The following is a 17,918-nucleotide window of genomic DNA, read 5'->3' as shown; positions in this document are numbered from 1 at the left end:
ACCGCCCGCGGCCGGGGAGGGACCGGCCACGGGCGGCGGCGTCGGGGGGCGCGGTCCGGCGCGCCCTCCCGATCAGGGGTGGACGAGGATCTTGACGTTCTCCTCCTTGTTGTCGACGAGCTGCCGGAAGCCCTGCTCGACGATGTCGCCGAGGTCGATCCGCCCGGTGATGAACTGGTACGGGTCGACCTTGCCGTCGCGGACCATGGCGATGGTCGCCGGGTGGTCGTCGCAGTAGGCGAGGCTGCCGAGCACGTCGACCTCGCGGAAGACGAGGTCGTTCATCGCGACGGAGGCCTCGTGGCCCCAGATCGCGACGTTGACGCAGCGGCCGCCGGCGCGGGTCGAGCGGATGGCCGTCGCGAGCACCTGGTCGATGCCGGCGCACTCGAAGGACACGTCGGCGCCGCGGCCGTCCGTGATCTCCATGACCGCCTCGACGACGTCGACGTCCCGCGGGTCGACGACGCGGTCGGCCCCGGCGACGAGCGCCTTCTCCTTGCGGGCGCGCGCCGGCTCGACGACGAGCACCTCCTCGACCCCGACCGCCTTGAGGCAGGCCGTCGTCACGAGGCCGATCGGCCCGGCGCCGAACACGAGGGCGGAGTGCTGCGGCTGCGCGCCCGAGAGCCGGACCGCGTGGTACGCGACGGCGAGCGGCTCGATGAGCGCGCCCACGTCCGTCCCGAGCTCCCCGAGCGGATGGACCCAGCGGCGCTCGGCGACGACGAACTGGCTGAAGCCACCGCCGTAGCCCGAGAGACCGACGAACCCCAGTGTCGCGCAGACGTTGTAGCGACCCTGCCGGCACGCGTCGCACCGTCCGCAGATGATGTACGGCTCGACGACGACCCGGTCCCCGACGGCGAGGTCGGTCACGCCCTCGCCGAGCTCGGCGACGACGCCGGCGAACTCGTGGCCGAGCGTGATCGGGGCCGACTCGCCGGTCAGCGGGTGCGGCGCCTCGGCCGTCGGCGCGAAGATCGGGCCGTCGAGGTACTCGTGCAGGTCGGTGCCGCAGATGCCGCACCACTCGACCTCGACCTTGACGGTGCCCGGCCGGGTCGCCGGCTCGGGGACGTCGTCGACGCGGATGTCGCCGCGGGCGTGGAAGCGGGCGGCCCTCATGACGTGTGGTTCACCTCCTGCAGCCGGTACACGGGCGTGTCGAGGCCCTCGAAGCGCGCCTTGAGCTGCAGGGCGAGGAACTGCGAGTAGTGGCGCGACTGGTGGAGGTTGCCGCCGTGCATCCACAGGTTCGGCACCTGGGTCGGCTTCCACATGTTGCGCTGCTCGCCCTCCCAGGGCCCGGGGTCCTTCGTCGTGTCCGAGCCGAGGCCCCAGCACTTGCCGAGCCGGTCGGCCGTCTCCTGGTCGATGAGGTCGGCGACCCAGCCGTTCATCGAGTTGTAACCGGTGGCGAAGACGACGAGGTCGGCGGGCAGCTCGGTGCCGTCGTCGAGCACGACCGCGTCCTCGGTGAGGCGCACGACCTGGCCGTGGGCGAGCTTGACGTCGCCGTTGGCCACGAGGTCGGCGGCGCCGACGTCGATGTAGTAGCCGGACCCGCGCCGCAGGTACTTCATGAAGAGGCCGGAGCCGTCGTCACCCCAGTCGAGCCAGAAGCCGGCCTTCTCGAGGCGGTCGTAGAAGTCCTTGTCGACCTCGGCCATCTTCTCGTAGGCGGGGATCTGGAACTCGTGGAGGATCCGGTAGGGCAGCGACGCGAAGATCATGTCGGCCTTCTCGGTCGTCACCCCCGCCGCGAGCGCCCGCTCGGAGTAGAGGTCACCGAGCCCGTACTCCATGAGGCTGTCGGACTTGACGATGTGCGTCGAGCTGCGCTGCACCATCGTGACGTCGGCGTCGTTCTCCCACAGGGCCCCACAGATGTCGAAGGCGCTGTTGTTGCTGCCGATGACGACCGCCTTCTTGCCGCGGTAGGCGTCCGGTCCGGGGTGCCGCGAGGAGTGGTGCACGTCGCCGCGGAAGACGTCCATCCCCTCGACCTCGGGCATCCGCGCCTTGCCGCTCATGCCCGTCGCGAAGACGAGGTGCGTCGGGCGCAGCGTCAGCGGCTGCCCCTCCTTCTCGACCTCGACGACCCACTCGCCGGCCTCGCCGTTCCACGTCGCGCTCTTGGCCTCGGTGCTCGACCAGTACGGCACCTCCATGACCTTGACGTAGGACTCGAGCCAGTCGCCGATCTTGTCCTTCGGGGCGAAGACCGGCCAGTTGTCGGGGAACTTGACGTACGGCAGGTGGTCGTACCAGACCGGGTCGTGCAGGCAGAGCGACTTGTAGCGCCCGCGCCACTGGTCGCCCGGCCGCGGGTGCTTGTCGAGGACGAGGCTCGGGACGCCGAGCTGCCGCAGCCGTGCCCCGAGGGCGATGCCGCCCTGGCCGCCGCCGACGACGAGCACGTAGGGCTGCGTCGTCGAGCCGAGCGACTCGGCCTCCTGCTGGCGCTGCTCCTTCCACGTCGTGCGCGAGCGGTCGGCCCCGTGCTCGGCGCCGCGGACCCGCCGGGTGCCGCGCGGCTCCTCGAAGCCCTTGAGCTCGTCGAGCGTCGTGAGGAAGGTCCAGGCGCGGTCCTCGCCGTCCTCCTGGACGAGGCGCACGAGGCCGCTCCCCCGCCCGGTCGAGGTCTCGAAGGTGAACCACGCCGTGACGACGCCGCCGTCCTCGGTCGCGGGCTCGCTCGTCGCGAAGCCCGAGGCCGCGGTCCGCTCGGCGTTGTGGGCCAGCAGGTCGCGCACACCGTCGCGGTCCTCGACCGTCGTGAGGTTCCACGTGAACGACACGAGGTCGCGCCAGAAGCTGCGCGTCGCGAACATCCCGGCGGCGCGGTCGAGGTCGCCCGCGGCGAGGGCCTGCTCGAAGCCGGAGAGCCAGGCGTCGGCCCGGGCCGGCGCGCTCCCCTCCTCGGTCGTGGTGCGCTCCAGGGTGTCGGTCATGGGGGCTCCTGTCGTCCGCCGCGCGTCCTCGTCGACGCGCGCTGATGGGGCACAGGACAGCAAGCGGACGGTGGCCGCGTGAAGCGTTGCAGCGCGTTGCATCCCCACCCGGTTCGACGGGGCGCGCGTCGGCGCGGAGGGCTAGCCTGTGGCCATCGCCCGGCGGCGCCGCCGGGGGGTGAGGAGCCGACGATGACGTCGTACCGCGCCGGGAGCGCCGTGGCCCCGGGCACCGACCTCGGGCAGCACGCCCGCGCACTGCGCCGCGTCCACGACGCGGTGATGGGCGGCTCGGCCCCGGTCGCACCGGTCCGGCCCGTCGTCTCCCGCTCCTGGCGCCGCACGCTCGGCTTCGGGCTCGACCCCACGCACGCCAACGCCCGCGACCCGCTGCCGCTCGGCGAGGTCGAGCGCCGCCGCCGGGCCTCGCCGCTGCGCCTCGTCGTCGACGAGATCCGGGCCGTGCTGACGTCCGTCGCCGACGCGTCGCGCTTCATCGTCGTCGTCACCGACGCCGACGGCATCATCCTGTGGCGCGAGGGGTCGCCCGGGGTGCTGCGCACCGCCGACACCCTCGGCTTCTCGGAGGGCGCCGTCTGGACCGAGGACCACGTCGGCACCAACGCCATCGGCACCGCGCTCGCCGAGCAGGCGCCGGTACAGCTGTTCTCGGCCGAGCACTTCGAGGAGGGGCAGCACCCCTGGTACTGCACCGCCTCCCCCGTCCACGACCCCCGCACCGGCGCGATGCTCGGCGTCGTCGACGTGTCAGGACCGGCGCTCACCCTCCATCCCGCGCTCATCGCCCTCGTCGACACCGCGACGAAGCTCGCCGAGGCCCGGCTGTGGCGCCACCACGAGCAGTCGCTCCAGCGCCTGCGCCGCTCTGCCGAGCACGTGCTCGCGACGACGCACGGCCCGGTCCTCCTCGTCGACGACGACGGTTGGGTCGCGCACCACAGCGGCGTCCTCGTCCGCGACCGCATCGCGGCCCCCCGCGAGAACCTGCCGCTCACCGTGCCGGGGCTCGGGCTGTGCCTGCCGGAGCGGCTCGGCGAGGGCTGGCTCGTGCGGCCCGACGCGCAGGCGGCCGTCCTGGTGGCGACGCTGCGCACCGTCGGCGGCGAGGCGCTGCTCGAGGTGAGCGGCGGGAGCGACGGCGGCTGGCGGGCGGCGCTGACCCCGCGGCACGCGGCCATCGTCCGGCTGCTCGCCGCGGCCGGTCCGGACGGGCTGACGGCCGCGGCCCTCAGCCGCTCGCTTTTCGGCGACGAGGAGCACCAGGTGACCGTGCGCGCCGAGGTCAGCCGGCTGCGGCGGGTCGTCGGGGCCATCGTCGCGGCGACGCCCTACCGGGTCGCCGAGGGCGTCCACCTCACCTGCGACCCCCACTGACCCGCCCCTTCACCCACTGGTTGCGAGTTCCGCCGCCCGACGCGCCGTCCGGCGGCGTGTCGGGCGGCGGAACTCGCAAGAAGTCGGGAAGGAGGGGACGGCTCAGGAGGAGGGGCCGAAGCGCTCGGTGCGGATGGCGCCCGAGTCGTGGCCCTTCTCGATGAGGATGCCCGCCGCCGCCTCGACGAAGCCCGACGGCCCGCAGACGTAGACGACCGGCGGCGCCTCGAAGGCGTCGACCCCGGGCAGGTCCTCCGGCCGCAGCCGCCCCGGCTCCCGCGCGTCGTCGGGCAGCCCGCCGCGTGTGTAGAGCCGGTCGACCCGCAGGCCGGGCGAGGTGCGGGCGAGCGCGAAGAGCTCGTTGGTGTAGATGACGTGGTCCGGCGTGCGCGCCGAGTAGACGAGGTGGAAGGGCTGGGCGGCCCCGACGCGCGAGCGGTGCCGGACCATCGCCATGAGCGGCACGACCCCGCTGCCGCCGGCGACGAGCAGCACCGGCTCGGGCATCTGCTCGTCCCAGCGGAACCAGCCGCCGATGGGTCCGCGCACCTCGAGCTCGTCGCCCTCGCGGGCCTCGCCGACGAGCCACGGCGACACCTCGCCCTCGGTGACGAGCTGCACGGTGAGCACGAGCCGGCCGGTCTCGGGCGCCGAGGCGACCGAGTAGGTCCGGGTGGCGGTGTAGCCGTCGTCGGCGGTGAGCCGGACGTCGACGTGCTGCCCGGCGTGGTGCCCCGGCCAGCCGGGGACGTCGAGCACGACGGTCCGGGCGGTGCGGGTCTCGAGCCACGCGTCCTCCACGCGGGCGCGGTACCAGGGCATGGGCAGCGGCGGGGAGGACCACGCGACGGTCATCGGTGCCCCGGCCTCAGTCGCCGACGTAGCGCTGCTCGCGCCACGGGTCGCCGTACTCGTGGTAGCCGAGCTGCTCCCAGAACCCGGGCCGGTCGTGCGCGAGCAGCTGCAGGCCGCTCACCCACTTCGCCGACTTCCAGAAGTACAGGTGCGGGACGAGCAGCCGCGCCGGACCGCCGTGCTCCGGTGCGAGAGAAGCACCCTCGTACTCCGTCGCGATCCAGGCGCGCCCGCCCCGGAGATCGGCGAGCGGCAGGTTCGTGGTGTACCCGCCGTGCGCGTGGACGAGCACGTGCGTCGCGTTCTGCGTCCCGACGCCGACCGCCGCCAGCACGGCCTCGACGTCGACGCCGCGCCACGAGGTGTCGAGCTTGCTCCACTTCGTCACGCAGTGGATGTCGGTGCGCACGTCCTCGACGGGGAGGCGGTGCAGGTCGGCCCACGACAGGATGCCGCTGCTGCCGTCCACGCCCTCCACCCGGAGGGTCCAGTCCTCCCGGCGGACGACCGGGGTCGGCCCCGCCGAGAGCACCGGGAAGTCGCGCTCGAGGTACTGGCCGGGAGGGATGCGCGGGTCGCCGCCGGAGCGGCGGCCGACGAAGCCACGGGTCACGATGTCCACGCCTCCATCGTCGCAGCCCGCGTGACGCAGCAGACACTGTGACCCACGAGACGTCCCCCGGCCGTCCGGCCGGCATCTTCCTAGGCTCGGAGCAGGAGCCCCGGGGTTCCCGCCCGGAGCCGGTCGAGAGGCAGGACTGCCATGGCTCGGACGATCGTGGTGACCGGGGCCGCGTCGGGCATCGGGCAGGCGCTCGCGGCCCTGCTGACGCGTCGGGGCGAGCACGTCGTCGCGGTCGACGTCACGTCCGGCGACGTCGTGGCCGACCTCTCGACGCGCCGAGGCCGTGATGACGCGGTCGAGGGCGTGCTCGACGAGACCGGCGGCCGCATCGACGCCGTCGTGGCCAATGCCGGTCTGGCCCTGCCGGTCCCGGCGACCGTCGCGGTCAACTTCTTCGGGGCGGTCGACCTGCTGACCGGCCTGCGCCCGGCCCTGGCCGCCTCGTCCCGCGCCCCACGCGCGGTCGTCACGTCGTCGATGGCCACGCTCCTGCCGGTGCACGCGCCGCTCGTCGAGGCCTGCCTGGCCGGGGACGAGGACCGCGCGCTCGCCCTGGCCGCGGAGCTGGAGGCGGCCGGGCCGCAGGCCGCCGCGACCATCTACCCCTCGAGCAAGCGGGCGGTGTCGCGCTGGGTCCGGCGGGCCGCGCCGCTGCCGGGGTGGGCCGGGGCCGGCATCCCCCTCAACGCGGTCGCCCCGGGCGTCGTCCGCACCCCGATGACCGCGGCGATGACGGCGACGGCCGACGGGCGCGCCGCCCTCGACGCCGCGGTGCCGATGCCGCTGGGCGGGTACCTCGAGGCCGCGCAGGTCGCCTCGCTGCTCGCCTGGCTCGTCTCCGAGGAGAACACGCACGTCTGCGGCCAGACCGTCCAGATCGACGGTGGCTCGGACGTGGTCCTGCGCGGTGACGACGTGTGGTCGTGGCACGACGCGGACCCCGGGACCCTGTCCCCGAGGACCGGCGTCGCGACGACGCACGAACCGGTCGCGACCTGAGCCGGGCCCCTGCCCCCGTCTCCGTCCGACCGGCGGGGGGCCCGGGCCACCACCGCCCCGGGCCCGTCCGCCTGACCGAACCCTGACCGACTCCGGGTGTTCGCCTGACCCAGGGCCCGCCGCGCTCCCCCTAGCGTGGGCGCGCCGGTGGACGACGGGGTCCGCCGGCGTCGCGGTGACCGCCACCCGGGTCACCCCCCTGGACGCGGCGGGTGGGTGCCAAGCCACCGGGGCCTCGGCACCCACCCGTCGTGCTGTTCCTGAGCGCCCGCTGACCTCGCGATTTGGGGCGGCGGGCGCCCTCGTGGCTATCGTGGCTGGGTTGTCCACCCCCGGACGGAGAGACCCGTGACCTGCCCCGAGTGCGGCGCCGCGGTACACCCCGCGGACCGATTCTGCTCCCTCTGCGGCACGACCCTGCCGCGAGACCACACGACGCCGGCGACCCCGTCGGCCGACGACGCGACGACGACCGAGCTGCCCGTCGCGGCGGCTCCGCCGACCCCACCGACACCTGCCACGGTGCCGGTCGCGGCCGCGGCCGCCGTCCCGCCCGCCCCGACGGCGGCGCCGGTCGCCGAGCCCGACGACGCCTTCCTCCTCGGCGGACAGGCCTCCGACGAGCTCCCCGCCGACCGACGCAAGGGCTGCCTCGGGATGGTGGCCCTGGCCCTCGTCGGTGTGCTCATGCTCGCCGGGATGGTCTGGTTCTTCGGCAGCGACGGCGACGAGGACTCGAGCGTGGCCGCCCCCTCGGTGTCGAGCTCGGCGTCGGCCACCGACGAGGCCCCCTCACCCGAGGAGACCGCGTCCGACGCTCCGTCGGACGGGCCGACCCCCACCGAGCGGGCCTCCACGGCGAAGGAGTGCGGCACGGTCGACGGCGCGACGGCGTGGAGCGGCAACGAGGTGACGTCGTGCGACTTCGCCACCGAGACCGCGCAGGCGCTCATGGCCTCGTCGGCCGACCTGCCGGCGACCGTGACGGCACGCTCGCCGGTGACGAAGCGCGAGTACGAGATGCGCTGCGAGAACACGACGCCGGTCGTCTGCCGCGGCGGCACCGACGCCCTCGTCTACGTCGACGTCCCGAACTGACCTCCACGGGAGCCACGCACCACCTCCACCCTCTCCTCACCCGGGCCCGGACCGCCCCGGGCTAGGGTGAGGCGGGTGGAGCCGGTCGTGCGCACCGAGCACCTCACCAAGGACTACGGTGCGGTGCTCGCGCTCGACGCCCTCACGCTCGACGTCGGCCCCGGCACGACCGGTCTGGTCGGCGCGAACGGCGCGGGCAAGTCGACGTTCCTGAAGATCCTCCTCGGCCTCGTCCCCGCGACCGGTGGGCGCGCGGAGGTCCTCGGCCACGACGTCGCCACGGAGGGCGCCCGGGTCCGGGCGGCGGTCGGCTATCTCCCCGAGCACGACTGCCTGCCCCCGGACGTCAGCGCCAGCGACTTCGTCGTCCACCTCGGGATGATGTCGGGGCTGCCACGCGTCGCCGCCCGCGAGCGCGCGGCCGAGGTGCTGCGCCACGTCGGCCTCGCCGAGGAGCGCTACCGCCCGATGGGTGGCTACTCGACGGGCATGAAGCAGAAGGCGAAGCTCGCCCAGGCGCTCGTCCACGACCCGCGCCTGGTCCTCCTCGACGAGCCGACGAACGGCCTCGACCCCGCCGCCCGCGACGAGATGCTCGGCCTGGTCCGCCGGATCGGCCACGACTTCGGGATCGCCGTGATCGTCACCTCCCACCTCCTCGGCGAGCTCGAGCGGGTCAGCGACCACGTCGTGGTCCTCGACGGCGGCACCCTGCTGCGCGCCTCGCGCACCGACGAGTTCCTCGACGCCACCGGCGCCCTCCTCGTGGAGGTGCTCGGTGACGACGCCCAGGCGCGGATGGCCGAGGCCCTCGCCGCGGCCGGCGTGCCGGTGGCCCGGCGGGGGTCGCTGCTCTCGGTCGACGCCGCGGACCGGGGACCCCGCGACGTGCGCGACGTCGTCCGCGACACCGCCGCCGACCTCGGCCTCGGGCTCGTGCGGATGCAGGCCGACCACCGCCACCTCGAGGACGTCTTCGCCGACCCCGCGGACGCCGACGCCCAGGACGAGCCGGGGGTGCCCCGTGGCTGAGCCGACGAGCCCCCGCGGCACCGACGACGCCGGCCGCAGCGTCATCCACGACCTCGGCTACCGGCCGTACACCGGGCCGCGCCTCGGCAGCGCGGCCATCGCCCGCTCGCTCGTGCTCACCGGCTTCCGCAACGCCTTCGGCCTCGGGCGCTCGGGCCGCTCGAAGGTGCTGCCCTTCCTCCTGCTCGGGCTCAACCTCCTGCCGGCGGTCATCGTCGCGGGGGTCATGGCCTTCGTCGGCCTCGACCGGCTGCCCATCGGGTACGCCGAGTACGCGTCGACGACGCAGGTGCTGCTCGGCGTGTTCGTCGCGTCGCAGGCGCCGGTGCTCTTCTCGCGCGACCTGCGGCACGGCACGATCGCGCTCTACCTCGCCCGGCCGCTGCCCTCGGCCGCGTACGCGGTCGCGCGCTGGCTCTCGCTCCTGCTCGCCACCCTCGTCTTCCTCCTCCTGCCGGTCGTCATCCTCTACGCCGCGGCGCTGCTCACCGAGCTCGACGTCTCGGACCAGACCCGCGAGGCCGGGGTCGCGCTCGGGCTCGCGGTGCTCCTCGCGCTCTCGCTCGCCGGGGTGGGCGGGATCATCGCGTCGTGGTCGACCCGGCGCGGGTTCGCCGTCGTCGCGACGATCGCCTTCCTCGTCATCGCCAACGGCGTCGTGACGGCGGTCCAGGGCATCGCCGACGGCGAGGGCAGCACCCGCGTCGCCGAGGTCGCCGGCCTGTTCTCGCCGTACTCGCTCTACCGCGGGCTCATGGGCGCGTGGACCGACGCCGACACCCTCGCCCCGCCCACCGGCGCGGGGATGGTGGCCGCCTACGTCGTCGTGCTCGTCGGCCTCTCGGCCGCGTGCGTCGGCGCCCTCGTCGCGCGCTACCGACGGGAGGCGAGCGCATGAGCACGCTCGTCCTGGACCAGGTCTCGCGCTGGTACGGCAACGTCGTCGCCGTCAACGGGATCTCGATGAGCGTCGGCCCGGGCATCACCGGGCTGCTCGGGCCGAACGGCGCCGGCAAGACGACGCTCATCGCCCTCATGTCGGGCTTCCTCGCGCCGTCGGCCGGCACCGTGACGCTCGACGGCACGTCCGTGTGGCGCACGACCGACGTCTACCGGCAGCTCGGGCTCGTCCCCGAGCGCGAGGTGAGCTTCGGCTACCTCACCGGCCGGCGCTTCGTCCTCGCCAACGCCGAGCTGCACGGCCTGCCCGACCCCGGCGCCGCCACCGAGCGGGCCCTCGAGGTCGTCGACATGGTCGAGCCCGCGGCCCGGCGCATCGGCACCTACTCCAAGGGGATGCGCCAGCGGGTCAAGCTCGCCTCCGCCCTCGTCCACGACCCGTCGGTGCTCCTCCTCGACGAGCCGTTCAACGGTGTCGACCCGCGCCAGCGCCTGCACCTCATGGCGCTGCTGCGCCGGATGGGAGCCGAGGGGCGCACGGTCCTGTTCAGCTCGCACATCCTCGAGGAGGTCGAGCAGGTCGCGCGGCAGATCGAGGTCGTCGTCTCCGGGCGGCACGCGGCCTCCGGCGAGTTCGGCGAGATCCGGCGGCTGATGACCGACCGGCCCGTGCAGTACGTGGTCTCGGCCGACGACGACCGCCGCCTCGCCGCCTGCCTCATCGCCGAGCCCTCGGTCGTCGCGGTGTCGCTGCGCCCGGACGGCGGTGTGTCGGTGTCGGTGGCGGACTTCGGCGCGTTCGCGCTGCGCCTGCCCGCCGTCACTCGCGAGCAGGGGCTGCGGCTGCACGAGCTCGCCCCCACCGATGACTCGCTCGAGAGCGTGTTCTCGTACCTGGTGGAGGGGTGACCCGGTGAACCGCACGCTCTTCGCCCTCTCCGCGCAGGCCGTCGTCGGTCGCCGGCGCGGCGTCGTGCTGCTCCTGCTGCCGCTGGCGCTCGTCGGGCTCGCGGTCGTCGTCCGCCTGCTCACCTCCGACGCCGTCGGGGTCGAGGCGACCGTCGGCCTCGGGTACACGCTCGCGCTGCCGCTCGTCGCGCTGCTGGCCGCCACCGCCGTGCTCGGCCCGGAGGTCGACGACGGCTCCATCGTCTACCTGCTCGCCAAGCCGGTGAGCCGGCACACCATCGCCCGGAGCAAGTTCGCCGCCGCCTGGCTGACGACGACGGCCCTGGGCGCCCTCCCGCTCGCCGTCGCCGCCCTCGTCCTCGACACCGCCCACCCGGGGCGCGCCCTCGCCCTCGGCGCGGCCGGGGTGGTGGCGGGCACGGTGTACACGGCGCTCTTCCTCGGCCTCGCCGCGCTGACCCGCTACGCCGTCGTCGTCGGGCTGCTCTACACGCTCTTCTGGGAGGGCGTCATCGGCTCGGTGCTCAGCGGCGTCAAGTGGCTGTCGGTCGGCGCGTGGGGCCGGGAGGTCGGGCACGCGGTCGACGACCTCGTCGACGCGGGCGGCACCGGGCTCGGGTACGCCGTCGTCGCGGCCGTCGTCGTCAGCGTCGGGTCCGTGTGGTTCGCCGGCGACCGCCTGCGCTCGTTCACCCTGCGCGGCGACGAGTAGCGCTCCGGCTCAGGCCGGCACGTCGTCCGGGGGCCGCCCTACTACTCGATGACCTCGGAGCGGGCCGGCGTCGTGGGCTCGGGGACGTCCTCGTGCTCCTCTGTGAAAGGCGAGACCACGTAGGGGTTGCCGGCCATCAGCTCGGTGACGACCGAGTCGACCCAGGGGCCGGGCATCCCGACGACGCCGACGGCGGTCAGGCGCTCGACGAGCCGGTCGGCGACGAGGGTGGGGTCCTCGTGGGGCCCCTCCTCCGCGAGCCGGTCGACGACCTCCTGCACGGCGAGGTCGTGCTCACGCCGTTCGGCCAGGCGGTCGGCATCGGCATCCATCGGGTGGTTCCTCTCGGTCGGCAACCCCCCGAACCTACGTCCGCACCCGGCGCCCCAACCGCGCTGCGCCGCACCGATCCCCCGGCCGTCGAAGGCTGTTTCTCAGCCGAGGAGGACGAGGGAGTAGCCGCCGGCCTCCTGCCGCTCGGGGTCGGTGTGCGCCAGCTGAAGCAGGTGCGCGGCCGGGCCGCCCTCGGCGAGCGCCCCCGCCAGTCCGCCTGCCGTGAGGTCGCCGACGTCCCAGAGGCGCACCAGCCCCTCGAGCAGGGCGTCGCCGGGCTCGCCGTCGACGAGCACCCCGAGGCGCTCGGCGTGCTCCGGCGCGAGCTTCTGCGCGAGTCCCGCGACGTCCGGCGCGACGGGGTCGCGGCGGCCCCGGCGCGGCTTCCCGCCGTCGCGGCCGACGAGCCCGAGCTCGGTCGCCAGCGCGACGACCCGCTCGCTGTCGGCGACCAGCCAGCCGTCGCGGGTGCGCAGCATCGTCGCCAGGTGCTGCCCGGTCGGCGTGGCGACTCCGTGGCGCAGCGCCCTCGGGGACGGCGGAAGCAGCCGCTCGGGCACCCCGAGCTCGGTCTCCGTGTCCCCGAGCACGCCGCGCACCAGCGGCCCCACCGTGGCCCCGCCGTGCACCAGCTCGAGCGTGCCGGTGACGCGCGAGCCCAGCGTCCACAACAGCTGCTTGGCGTCGTCGCTGCCGGCGAGGATCGTCAGGTTGCGCTGCCCGACGTGCCGGTCGGCGTTGGCGTCCAGCACACCCGACCACGGGTCGAGGGGGCACGACACGGACGCGAGGAGGCACTCGTGGCCGGTCAGCGTCTCGGGGATGTCCCAGGTGCGGTCCAGCTCGACGACCGCGACGGCGCCGGGGCGGGTGCGGTCGTCGAGGTTGACCATCGCACCGCCGATGAGCTGCGGCGTGTAGGCCGGCCCGGTCGCGCCTCCGAAGAAGCCGGGGTCGACGAACCAGGCGCGCACGTGGACCCCGACCGCCGGCAGCAGCCCGAGGTTCCAGACCCGGACGAACACCCGGTAGCGGCGCCCGGCGGTCGGGCTGCCGACGAGCTGCGTCGGGTCGAAGGGGCCGGTGGCGGCCGCGTCCATGAGGAGGATGTCCGGCGACTGCCAGCACGGGACGGGAGGCCAGACCGGCCGCGCCCCGCGGTCGCCGGGGCTCGCCGCCCGCACGAGGAGGTACGGGTAGACGTCCTCGCGCCGGGGCCGGTGCTCCCTCCCGATCTCGGCCGCGAGCTCGCCGGCCTCGCGGGCGAGGTGGTCCGAGGGGGTCCAGCCGTCGGCGAGGTCGCCGCTCGGCCGCGTCGTGGCGCCGACCGAGCCGGCGGGGTCGGCGCCCCGCTGGGCGGCGTCCTCCTTCTCGGTGAGGACCGGGTGCTGCTCGTCGTCCCGGCCGTCGCGTCGCGGGCCGGTGGGGGTGGTGGTCATCTCATCGCTCCTCGCGGAGGTGGCGCTGCCACTCGAGGTCGGTCACGGGCTCGTGCTCGGACGGCTTCCCGCAGCGCCGGGGCCCGGCGCCGGGGAGGTAGTGCACGTCGAGGTCGTGCGTCTCGACGTACCAGCGGCCCGGGTGCGTCGGGCAGTCGTGGTCGGCGTGGAACAGCTGCGGCGACGTGCACGGCATCCGGTAGCCGTAGTCCTCCGTGCCGACCGGCGTGATGTCGGGCACGCAGGGCACCGTCGAGCGGTTCCAGTCCCAGCAGTGCCAGGCGTAGCCGCGGTCGGAGTCGAGGTTGAAGTCCGGCACCGAGAGCTCCGGTTTGCCGCTCTCGGCGGCCATCCGGCCGACGAGGTAGAGGCCGTAGTCGACCGGTCCGCCGAGGTTCTCGTCCTGCGGGAGCCGGACGTCGAGCACGGCGGCCGTCTCCTCCGGGCTCGACGCCGCCTCGAGGTCCGCCCGGGCGCCGTCGTCCCCGGTGAGGCCGGAGAGCAGGACGGTCGAGTCGGATCCGACGACGTAGGGACCGACGTGCGTGGCCGGACCCTCCTGCGCCACACCGGCGCCCGCCTGGTTGCGGAGTGGATAGCGCCACGGTGCCACCCACTCCGAGGGCTTGAGCTCGTCGCCGGGGGCGTCCGCCGCGTACCGCAGCGGCGAGGTCAGCCCGAGCGCGCTCGCGAGGTCGGGCCGGCCGATCGCGGACGGGAGGTCGCGCACGATGCCGCGCGGGTAGGCGTGGTCGAGCGCGTGCGCCGAGTGCGAGGTCAGTCGGCCGGACGGCTCGGTGACCGGCGGCGGCGCGGTCGGCAGGCCGAACGGCGCGTCGAGGGCGGAGGCGATGTCGTACGTCCCCTGCCGCCCGAGCGTCGTCAGGCCGGTGTTGACCTCGGCGGGCTTGGGCATCGCGAAGCCGGACATCACGAGGGCGCGCCGGGCGAGGAGGTAGAGGTTCCAGGCCGGGACGATGACCGCCCAGTAGACGACCTCGCGCGCCGGGAACGTCGTGACGTCGACGATGAGGCTCGGCAGGATCGTGGCCAGCCAGAGCACCACCTGCGCGAGGTACACCGCCCAGGCGAAGAGGGCGAGCAGGAGGTCGAGCAGGCTGAACGAGTCGTCGTCGTCCACGTCGGCGCCACGGCTCGGGTCGTCGTCGATGCCGGCGCCCCCGCCGCCGGGCGGCGTGGGGAACGAGTGGTCGGTGAAGACCGACGGGGGCGGGGGCAGGCGCAGGCTGATCGCGTCGCTGCCGGTCATCTTGAGGTAGCGGTAGACGATCTCCCACATCTGGTTCATCGCGGCCTCGTTGGGCCGCCCGTCGGGCTGCCCGGTGCCGGGGTCGGTCGCCGAGAAGGGCGGGTCCTGCAGGAGGATGTGCGGGCCGTCGCCGCCGTAGACCTCGTGCATCGCGTCGAGGAGGCCCTCGACGAGGTGGCCCGGCAGCGGGCCGCTGTCGAGGTCGAAGAAGGTGCGCCGGGCGGCGGTGGCCGTGGGTCCGTCGCCGTCGTCGTACGCGGGCAGCCCGGCCCAGTGGTCGTAGGCGGGGGCGTCGTCGCGGCCGTCGTAGGGGGCGTCGTCGCGGTGCCGGAAGGCGACCCGGAAGTGCAGCGCCGACGTGCCGTACTCGCCGTAGAGCGGGCCGGGGTGGCGGGCGTCGTAGTTCTCGGAGTCCATGTGGTTCTCGACGAGGTGGTGGCGCTGCCAGTGGTCGCGGTAGGGCCCGCCGGACTTCGCGTTCGTGAAGGGGTGGCCGGTGACGTCGGTGGCGCAGTGGGACATCCAGCCGACGGCGAAGGCGATGCGCGCCTGCGCGTCCTTGCGCTCGTCGTCGGTGGTCGCCGCCGCGAGCGCCACCTGCGCCTGGGAGAAGAGGACGAACGGGAACTGGTAGGTCCGCCGGTAGTGGAGCATGTCCGACCAGTAGAAGGCGTCGTCGCCGTAGCCCTGCGGCACACCGGAGGTGAGCACGCCGAACCAGTCGCCCATCTCGGCGAGCAGCCCCTTGAAGGCGGACATGATCGCCGACGTCAGCTCGTCGAGCACCTGGGCCAGCTGCGTCGACAGCCCGCCGGTCAGCTGCGACGCGAGCTGCGCGTTGTTCGTCGAGATCGGGTCGATCCACTTCTCCCACTTCGCGACGAACTCCGCGTCGACGACCTCCCACACGTCGAGCGCCCACTGCACGACCTGCCGGATGACCTGTCCCGTCGTGTCCTTGAAGTCGGGCAGCAGGTAGAAGAGGTCGGGGCCGAGGGCACCGAGCGCGAGGTAGTTGCGCCAGGTGTGGCAGTGCTCTCCGATGACCCTCGTCTCCGGCTCGCTGACGGCGAACCCGGGTGGGACGGTGCCGTCCCGCAGCAGCCGGGCGGTGTCGTGCGCCGCCTCGAGGTGTACGTACCAACCGGGCATGTCCGCTCCTTCCCACCGACGACGGATGCCGTCGGCGGGAGGAGGGGCGGACCGCCCCCGGTGATACGTCGGGGCCGACCCAGGGTCTGGGCGGAGAGGTGCCCGCCCCACTACGGTCGGAGGCGTCCGTCCGCGACGAAGGGATGCACCGTGCCGTACCAGTACAAGGTCGTCGAGCTCCGCGAGAAGATGATCGGCGGCAAGATGTCCGGCGACCGCCTCGAGAAGGTCCTCAACGAGCACGCGGGTCAGGGCTGGCAGCTCAAGGCCATCACGAGCGCCGACGTCAAGGGCCGGATGGGCCCCGGCGGGGTCGAGGGCCTGCTCGTCACCTTCGAGCGTCCGGTCTGACCGCTGCCTCCTGCCGGGTCGAGGTGAAACCCGACCACGAGAGGGTCGCCTTTCACCTCGAACGCGGTGGATGCTGCCGGGTCGAGGTGAAACCCGACCACGAGAGGGTCTTTTTTCACCTCGAACGCCGCGGCAGTGCCGACGGGCCCGGGTGTCTCACTGGTCACCCCGCTGCGCCGCCGCGCACGGAGGTCGGCAGGATGGGGGGCAGCCCGCCCCTCGAGACACGGAGACCCGATGACCGCCCTCGCCGCCCCGTTCCGCCCGACCCTCGCCGAGGCCGTCCTGCCCCGCGCGCTGACCCGCACCGGTGTCACCGTCGGACTCGGGGCGCTGCTCACCGCGCTGGCCGCCCAGGTGGCGGTCCCCGTGCCGGGCTCCCCCGTGCCGGTGACCGGGCAGACCTTCGCCGTCCTCCTCGTCGGCGCGGCGCTCGGCCCCGGCCGCGCGGTCGCGAGCATGGCGCTCTACCTCGTCCTCGGGGTCGTCGGCCTGCCGGTCTTCACCGACGGCTCGCACGGGGCGCACGTCGTGGTCGGTGCCACCGGCGGCTACCTCGTCGGCTTCCTCGCCGCGGCCGCCGTCGCCGGGCTCGCGGCCCGTCGCGGCCACGACCGCTCGGTGCCGCGCCAGCTGCTCGCGGCCGTCGCGTCCTCGCTGACCATCTATGCCTTCGGCGTCTCGTGGCTCTCGCTCTCGACCGGCATGTCGCTCGCGACCGCGGTCGCCGTCGGGGTCGTGCCCTTCCTCCTCGGCGACGCGCTCAAGGCCCTGCTCGCCGCCGGCGCCCTCCCCGCCGCGTGGCGCCTCGTCGGCGCGCTCGAGCGCGACTGACCACCGCCACCACAGCACGGCGACGGCGCCCTCCCCTCACCGGGAAGGCGCCGTCGGGGTCGGACCAGGACACGAGCGGGGGGAGCACGACCTCGCCCGTCGAGGCCCGGGCCAGCGCCGCCATCAGCTCTCGCGCGGTGCGCGACAACGGACGGTCCCGGTGCCGGACGAGTCGGACCTCCCGGCGGACGACCGGCTCGACCAGCGGCCGCCACACGAGCCCGGCGAAGGCGACGAGCGGCAGGACCAGCCCGGGAACGACGGCCACCCCGAGCCCTCCCCCGGCGAGGCCGGCGACCGCGCCCACGTTGCGGGCCTCGGTGAGCGGCCCCGGGCGGATCCCGACCCGGGCGTAGGCCGCGTCGGTGTGGCCGCGGATGGACGAGGTCCGGTCGAACGCGACGAGCGGCCGCCCGTCGAGCGCCGACCACGGCACCTCCGCCGCCTCCGCCAGCTCGTGCCCCTCCGGGACGGCCACGGCGAACCCGTCCTCGGCGACCGTCCGCGCGACGAGCTCCGGCGGGAGCTCAGGCGCGACCGTGAGCCCGAGGTCGACCTCGCCGTGGACCAGCATCGACAGCACCTCGCCCGAGAGCCCGTCCCGGACGACGACCGACACGTCCGGCCGCGGCCGTCGGAAGGCGGCGAGGACGGGGGGCAGCAGGGTCGCCGCGATCGACGGCAGCGCAGCGACGCTCACTGCCCCGCGCGTGCCGGCGACGTAGCCCTCGACGTGGGCGAGGGTGGCGTCGAACTCCGCCACGAGGCGCCGCGCCACCTCGACGAGCTCGCGCCCGTCGACCGTCGGCTCGACGCGCCGGGTCGTCCGCTCGAACAGCCGGACCCCGACCCGCCGCTCGGCCTCGATGACGGCGCGCGAGAGCGACGACTGCGCCACCCCGAGGGCCTGCGCCGCCGCCGTGTACGTCCCGTGGTCGGCGACGGCGATGACGGCCCGCAGGTGCCGGATCCCGATGTTGATGCCCACAGCGCATCAATGTATGCCGCATTGGTGCTGGACGGGCAACGTCGAGGGTTGAGAGCCTCGGGCAGCACT

The 17,918-nt window shown here is 74.5% G+C and carries 17 protein-coding genes; 9 read left to right on the top strand and 8 right to left on the bottom strand.

The window, feature by feature from the left end; all coding sequences use genetic code 11:
- Positions 1-72: 72 nt before the first annotated feature.
- Together KMZ30_RS05430 and KMZ30_RS05425 are read right to left on the bottom strand one after the other, a co-directional pair.
- A complete protein-coding gene (locus KMZ30_RS05430; RefSeq protein ID WP_215512336.1) occupies positions 73-1,128 on the bottom strand; it encodes a 2,3-butanediol dehydrogenase in 1,056 nt (351 codons plus the stop codon).
- Complete coding sequence (locus KMZ30_RS05425; RefSeq protein ID WP_215512335.1) at positions 1,125-2,957, bottom strand: flavin-containing monooxygenase; 1,833 nt, start codon at positions 2,955-2,957, stop codon at positions 1,125-1,127. The genes KMZ30_RS05430 and KMZ30_RS05425 overlap by 4 nt, the downstream gene beginning before the upstream one ends.
- A gap of 192 nt (positions 2,958-3,149) precedes the next feature.
- On the opposite strand from KMZ30_RS05425, the gene KMZ30_RS05420 reads away from it, so the two are divergent.
- Positions 3,150-4,352: a GAF domain-containing protein gene (locus tag KMZ30_RS05420; RefSeq protein ID WP_226902042.1), complete on the top strand. Its 1,203-nt coding sequence runs from the start codon at positions 3,150-3,152 to the stop codon at positions 4,350-4,352.
- 102 nt (positions 4,353-4,454) lie between these two features.
- Here KMZ30_RS05420 and KMZ30_RS05415 read toward each other — a convergent pair whose 3' ends face one another.
- Both KMZ30_RS05415 and KMZ30_RS05410 read right to left on the bottom strand, forming a co-directional pair.
- On the bottom strand, positions 4,455-5,207 hold the full coding sequence (locus KMZ30_RS05415; protein WP_226902040.1) for a ferredoxin reductase: 753 nt from the start codon (positions 5,205-5,207) through the stop codon (positions 4,455-4,457).
- Between the two features lie 13 nt (positions 5,208-5,220).
- On the bottom strand, positions 5,221-5,829 hold the full coding sequence (locus tag KMZ30_RS05410) for a sulfite oxidase-like oxidoreductase (protein WP_215512334.1): 609 nt from the start codon (positions 5,827-5,829) through the stop codon (positions 5,221-5,223).
- 141 nt (positions 5,830-5,970) lie between these two features.
- Here KMZ30_RS05410 and KMZ30_RS05405 point away from each other — a divergent pair, with 141 nt between their 5' ends.
- The 6 genes from KMZ30_RS05405 to KMZ30_RS05380 all read left to right on the top strand — a co-directional run bounded on the left by KMZ30_RS05405 (position 5,971) and on the right by KMZ30_RS05380 (position 11,482).
- On the top strand, positions 5,971-6,831 hold the full coding sequence (locus tag KMZ30_RS05405) for an SDR family oxidoreductase (RefSeq protein WP_215512333.1): 861 nt from the start codon (positions 5,971-5,973) through the stop codon (positions 6,829-6,831).
- A 348-nt stretch (positions 6,832-7,179) separates the two neighbouring features.
- Positions 7,180-7,929: a zinc ribbon domain-containing protein gene (locus tag KMZ30_RS05400; RefSeq protein ID WP_215512332.1), complete on the top strand. Its 750-nt coding sequence runs from the start codon at positions 7,180-7,182 to the stop codon at positions 7,927-7,929.
- Positions 7,930-8,004: 75 nt separating this feature from the next.
- Positions 8,005-8,961: an ABC transporter ATP-binding protein gene (locus tag KMZ30_RS05395; protein WP_215512331.1), complete on the top strand. Its 957-nt coding sequence runs from the start codon at positions 8,005-8,007 to the stop codon at positions 8,959-8,961.
- Positions 8,954-9,859 carry a hypothetical protein gene (locus KMZ30_RS05390; protein WP_215512330.1) on the top strand — a complete coding sequence of 302 codons (906 nt, stop codon included), beginning with the start codon at positions 8,954-8,956 and terminating at the stop codon, positions 9,857-9,859. The genes KMZ30_RS05395 and KMZ30_RS05390 overlap by 8 nt, the downstream gene beginning before the upstream one ends.
- Positions 9,856-10,770 (top strand): ABC transporter ATP-binding protein, encoded by a 915-nt coding sequence (locus tag KMZ30_RS05385; protein WP_215512329.1) that lies wholly within the window; start codon positions 9,856-9,858, stop codon positions 10,768-10,770. Before KMZ30_RS05390 ends, KMZ30_RS05385 begins: the two co-directional genes overlap by 4 nt.
- Positions 10,771-10,774: 4 nt before the next feature.
- Complete coding sequence (locus KMZ30_RS05380; RefSeq protein ID WP_215512328.1) at positions 10,775-11,482, top strand: ABC transporter permease; 708 nt, start codon at positions 10,775-10,777, stop codon at positions 11,480-11,482.
- Between the two features lie 41 nt (positions 11,483-11,523).
- On the opposite strand, the gene KMZ30_RS05375 is transcribed toward KMZ30_RS05380, so the two are convergent.
- The 3 genes from KMZ30_RS05375 to KMZ30_RS05365 form a co-directional block, all read right to left on the bottom strand.
- Entirely contained in the window at positions 11,524-11,814 is a 291-nt protein-coding gene (locus KMZ30_RS05375; RefSeq protein WP_030528589.1) for a hypothetical protein, read from the bottom strand.
- 102 nt (positions 11,815-11,916) lie between these two features.
- Entirely contained in the window at positions 11,917-13,254 is a 1,338-nt protein-coding gene (locus KMZ30_RS05370) for a hypothetical protein (RefSeq protein ID WP_215512327.1), read from the bottom strand.
- A gap of 1 nt (position 13,255) precedes the next feature.
- Positions 13,256-15,676 carry a zinc dependent phospholipase C family protein gene (locus tag KMZ30_RS05365; RefSeq protein ID WP_215512326.1) on the bottom strand — a complete coding sequence of 807 codons (2,421 nt, stop codon included), beginning with the start codon at positions 15,674-15,676 and terminating at the stop codon, positions 13,256-13,258.
- Between the two features lie 150 nt (positions 15,677-15,826).
- On the opposite strand from KMZ30_RS05365, the gene KMZ30_RS05360 reads away from it, so the two are divergent.
- Complete coding sequence (locus tag KMZ30_RS05360; protein WP_207024302.1) at positions 15,827-16,027, top strand: DUF4177 domain-containing protein; 201 nt, start codon at positions 15,827-15,829, stop codon at positions 16,025-16,027.
- A 237-nt stretch (positions 16,028-16,264) separates the two neighbouring features.
- Positions 16,265-16,861, top strand: a complete 597-nt coding sequence (locus KMZ30_RS05355) for a biotin transporter BioY (RefSeq protein ID WP_215512325.1) — start codon at positions 16,265-16,267, stop codon at positions 16,859-16,861.
- Here the strand turns inward: KMZ30_RS05355 and KMZ30_RS05350 are convergent.
- Positions 16,791-17,849 (bottom strand): LysR family transcriptional regulator, encoded by a 1,059-nt coding sequence (locus KMZ30_RS05350; protein ID WP_215519885.1) that lies wholly within the window; start codon positions 17,847-17,849, stop codon positions 16,791-16,793. The two genes, KMZ30_RS05355 and KMZ30_RS05350, sit on opposite strands and share 71 nt — an antisense overlap.
- Positions 17,850-17,918 lie beyond the last annotated feature (69 nt).

Source organism: Phycicoccus mangrovi (assembly GCF_018729305.1).
Classification (GTDB): domain Bacteria; phylum Actinomycetota; class Actinomycetes; order Actinomycetales; family Dermatophilaceae; genus Phycicoccus; species Phycicoccus jejuensis.
The sequence above is the reverse complement of the archived record's forward strand: the minus strand, read 5'-3'. Positions and strand labels throughout refer to the sequence as shown.

Coding starts and splice junctions, on each gene's coding strand:
- KMZ30_RS05430 (WP_215512336.1), bottom strand. CDS start 1,128: ATGAGGGCCGCCCGCTTCCACGCCCGCGGCGACATCCGCGTCGACGAC.
- KMZ30_RS05425 (WP_215512335.1), bottom strand. CDS start 2,957: ATGACCGACACCCTGGAGCGCACCACGACCGAGGAGGGGAGCGCGCCG.
- KMZ30_RS05420 (WP_226902042.1), top strand. CDS start 3,150: ATGACGTCGTACCGCGCCGGGAGCGCCGTGGCCCCGGGCACCGACCTC.
- KMZ30_RS05415 (WP_226902040.1), bottom strand. CDS start 5,207: ATGACCGTCGCGTGGTCCTCCCCGCCGCTGCCCATGCCCTGGTACCGC.
- KMZ30_RS05405 (WP_215512333.1), top strand. CDS start 5,971: ATGGCTCGGACGATCGTGGTGACCGGGGCCGCGTCGGGCATCGGGCAG.
- KMZ30_RS05385 (WP_215512329.1), top strand. CDS start 9,856: ATGAGCACGCTCGTCCTGGACCAGGTCTCGCGCTGGTACGGCAACGTC.
- KMZ30_RS05375 (WP_030528589.1), bottom strand. CDS start 11,814: ATGGATGCCGATGCCGACCGCCTGGCCGAACGGCGTGAGCACGACCTC.
- KMZ30_RS05370 (WP_215512327.1), bottom strand. CDS start 13,254: ATGACCACCACCCCCACCGGCCCGCGACGCGACGGCCGGGACGACGAG.
- KMZ30_RS05365 (WP_215512326.1), bottom strand. CDS start 15,676: ATGCCCGGTTGGTACGTACACCTCGAGGCGGCGCACGACACCGCCCGG.
- KMZ30_RS05355 (WP_215512325.1), top strand. CDS start 16,265: ATGACCGCCCTCGCCGCCCCGTTCCGCCCGACCCTCGCCGAGGCCGTC.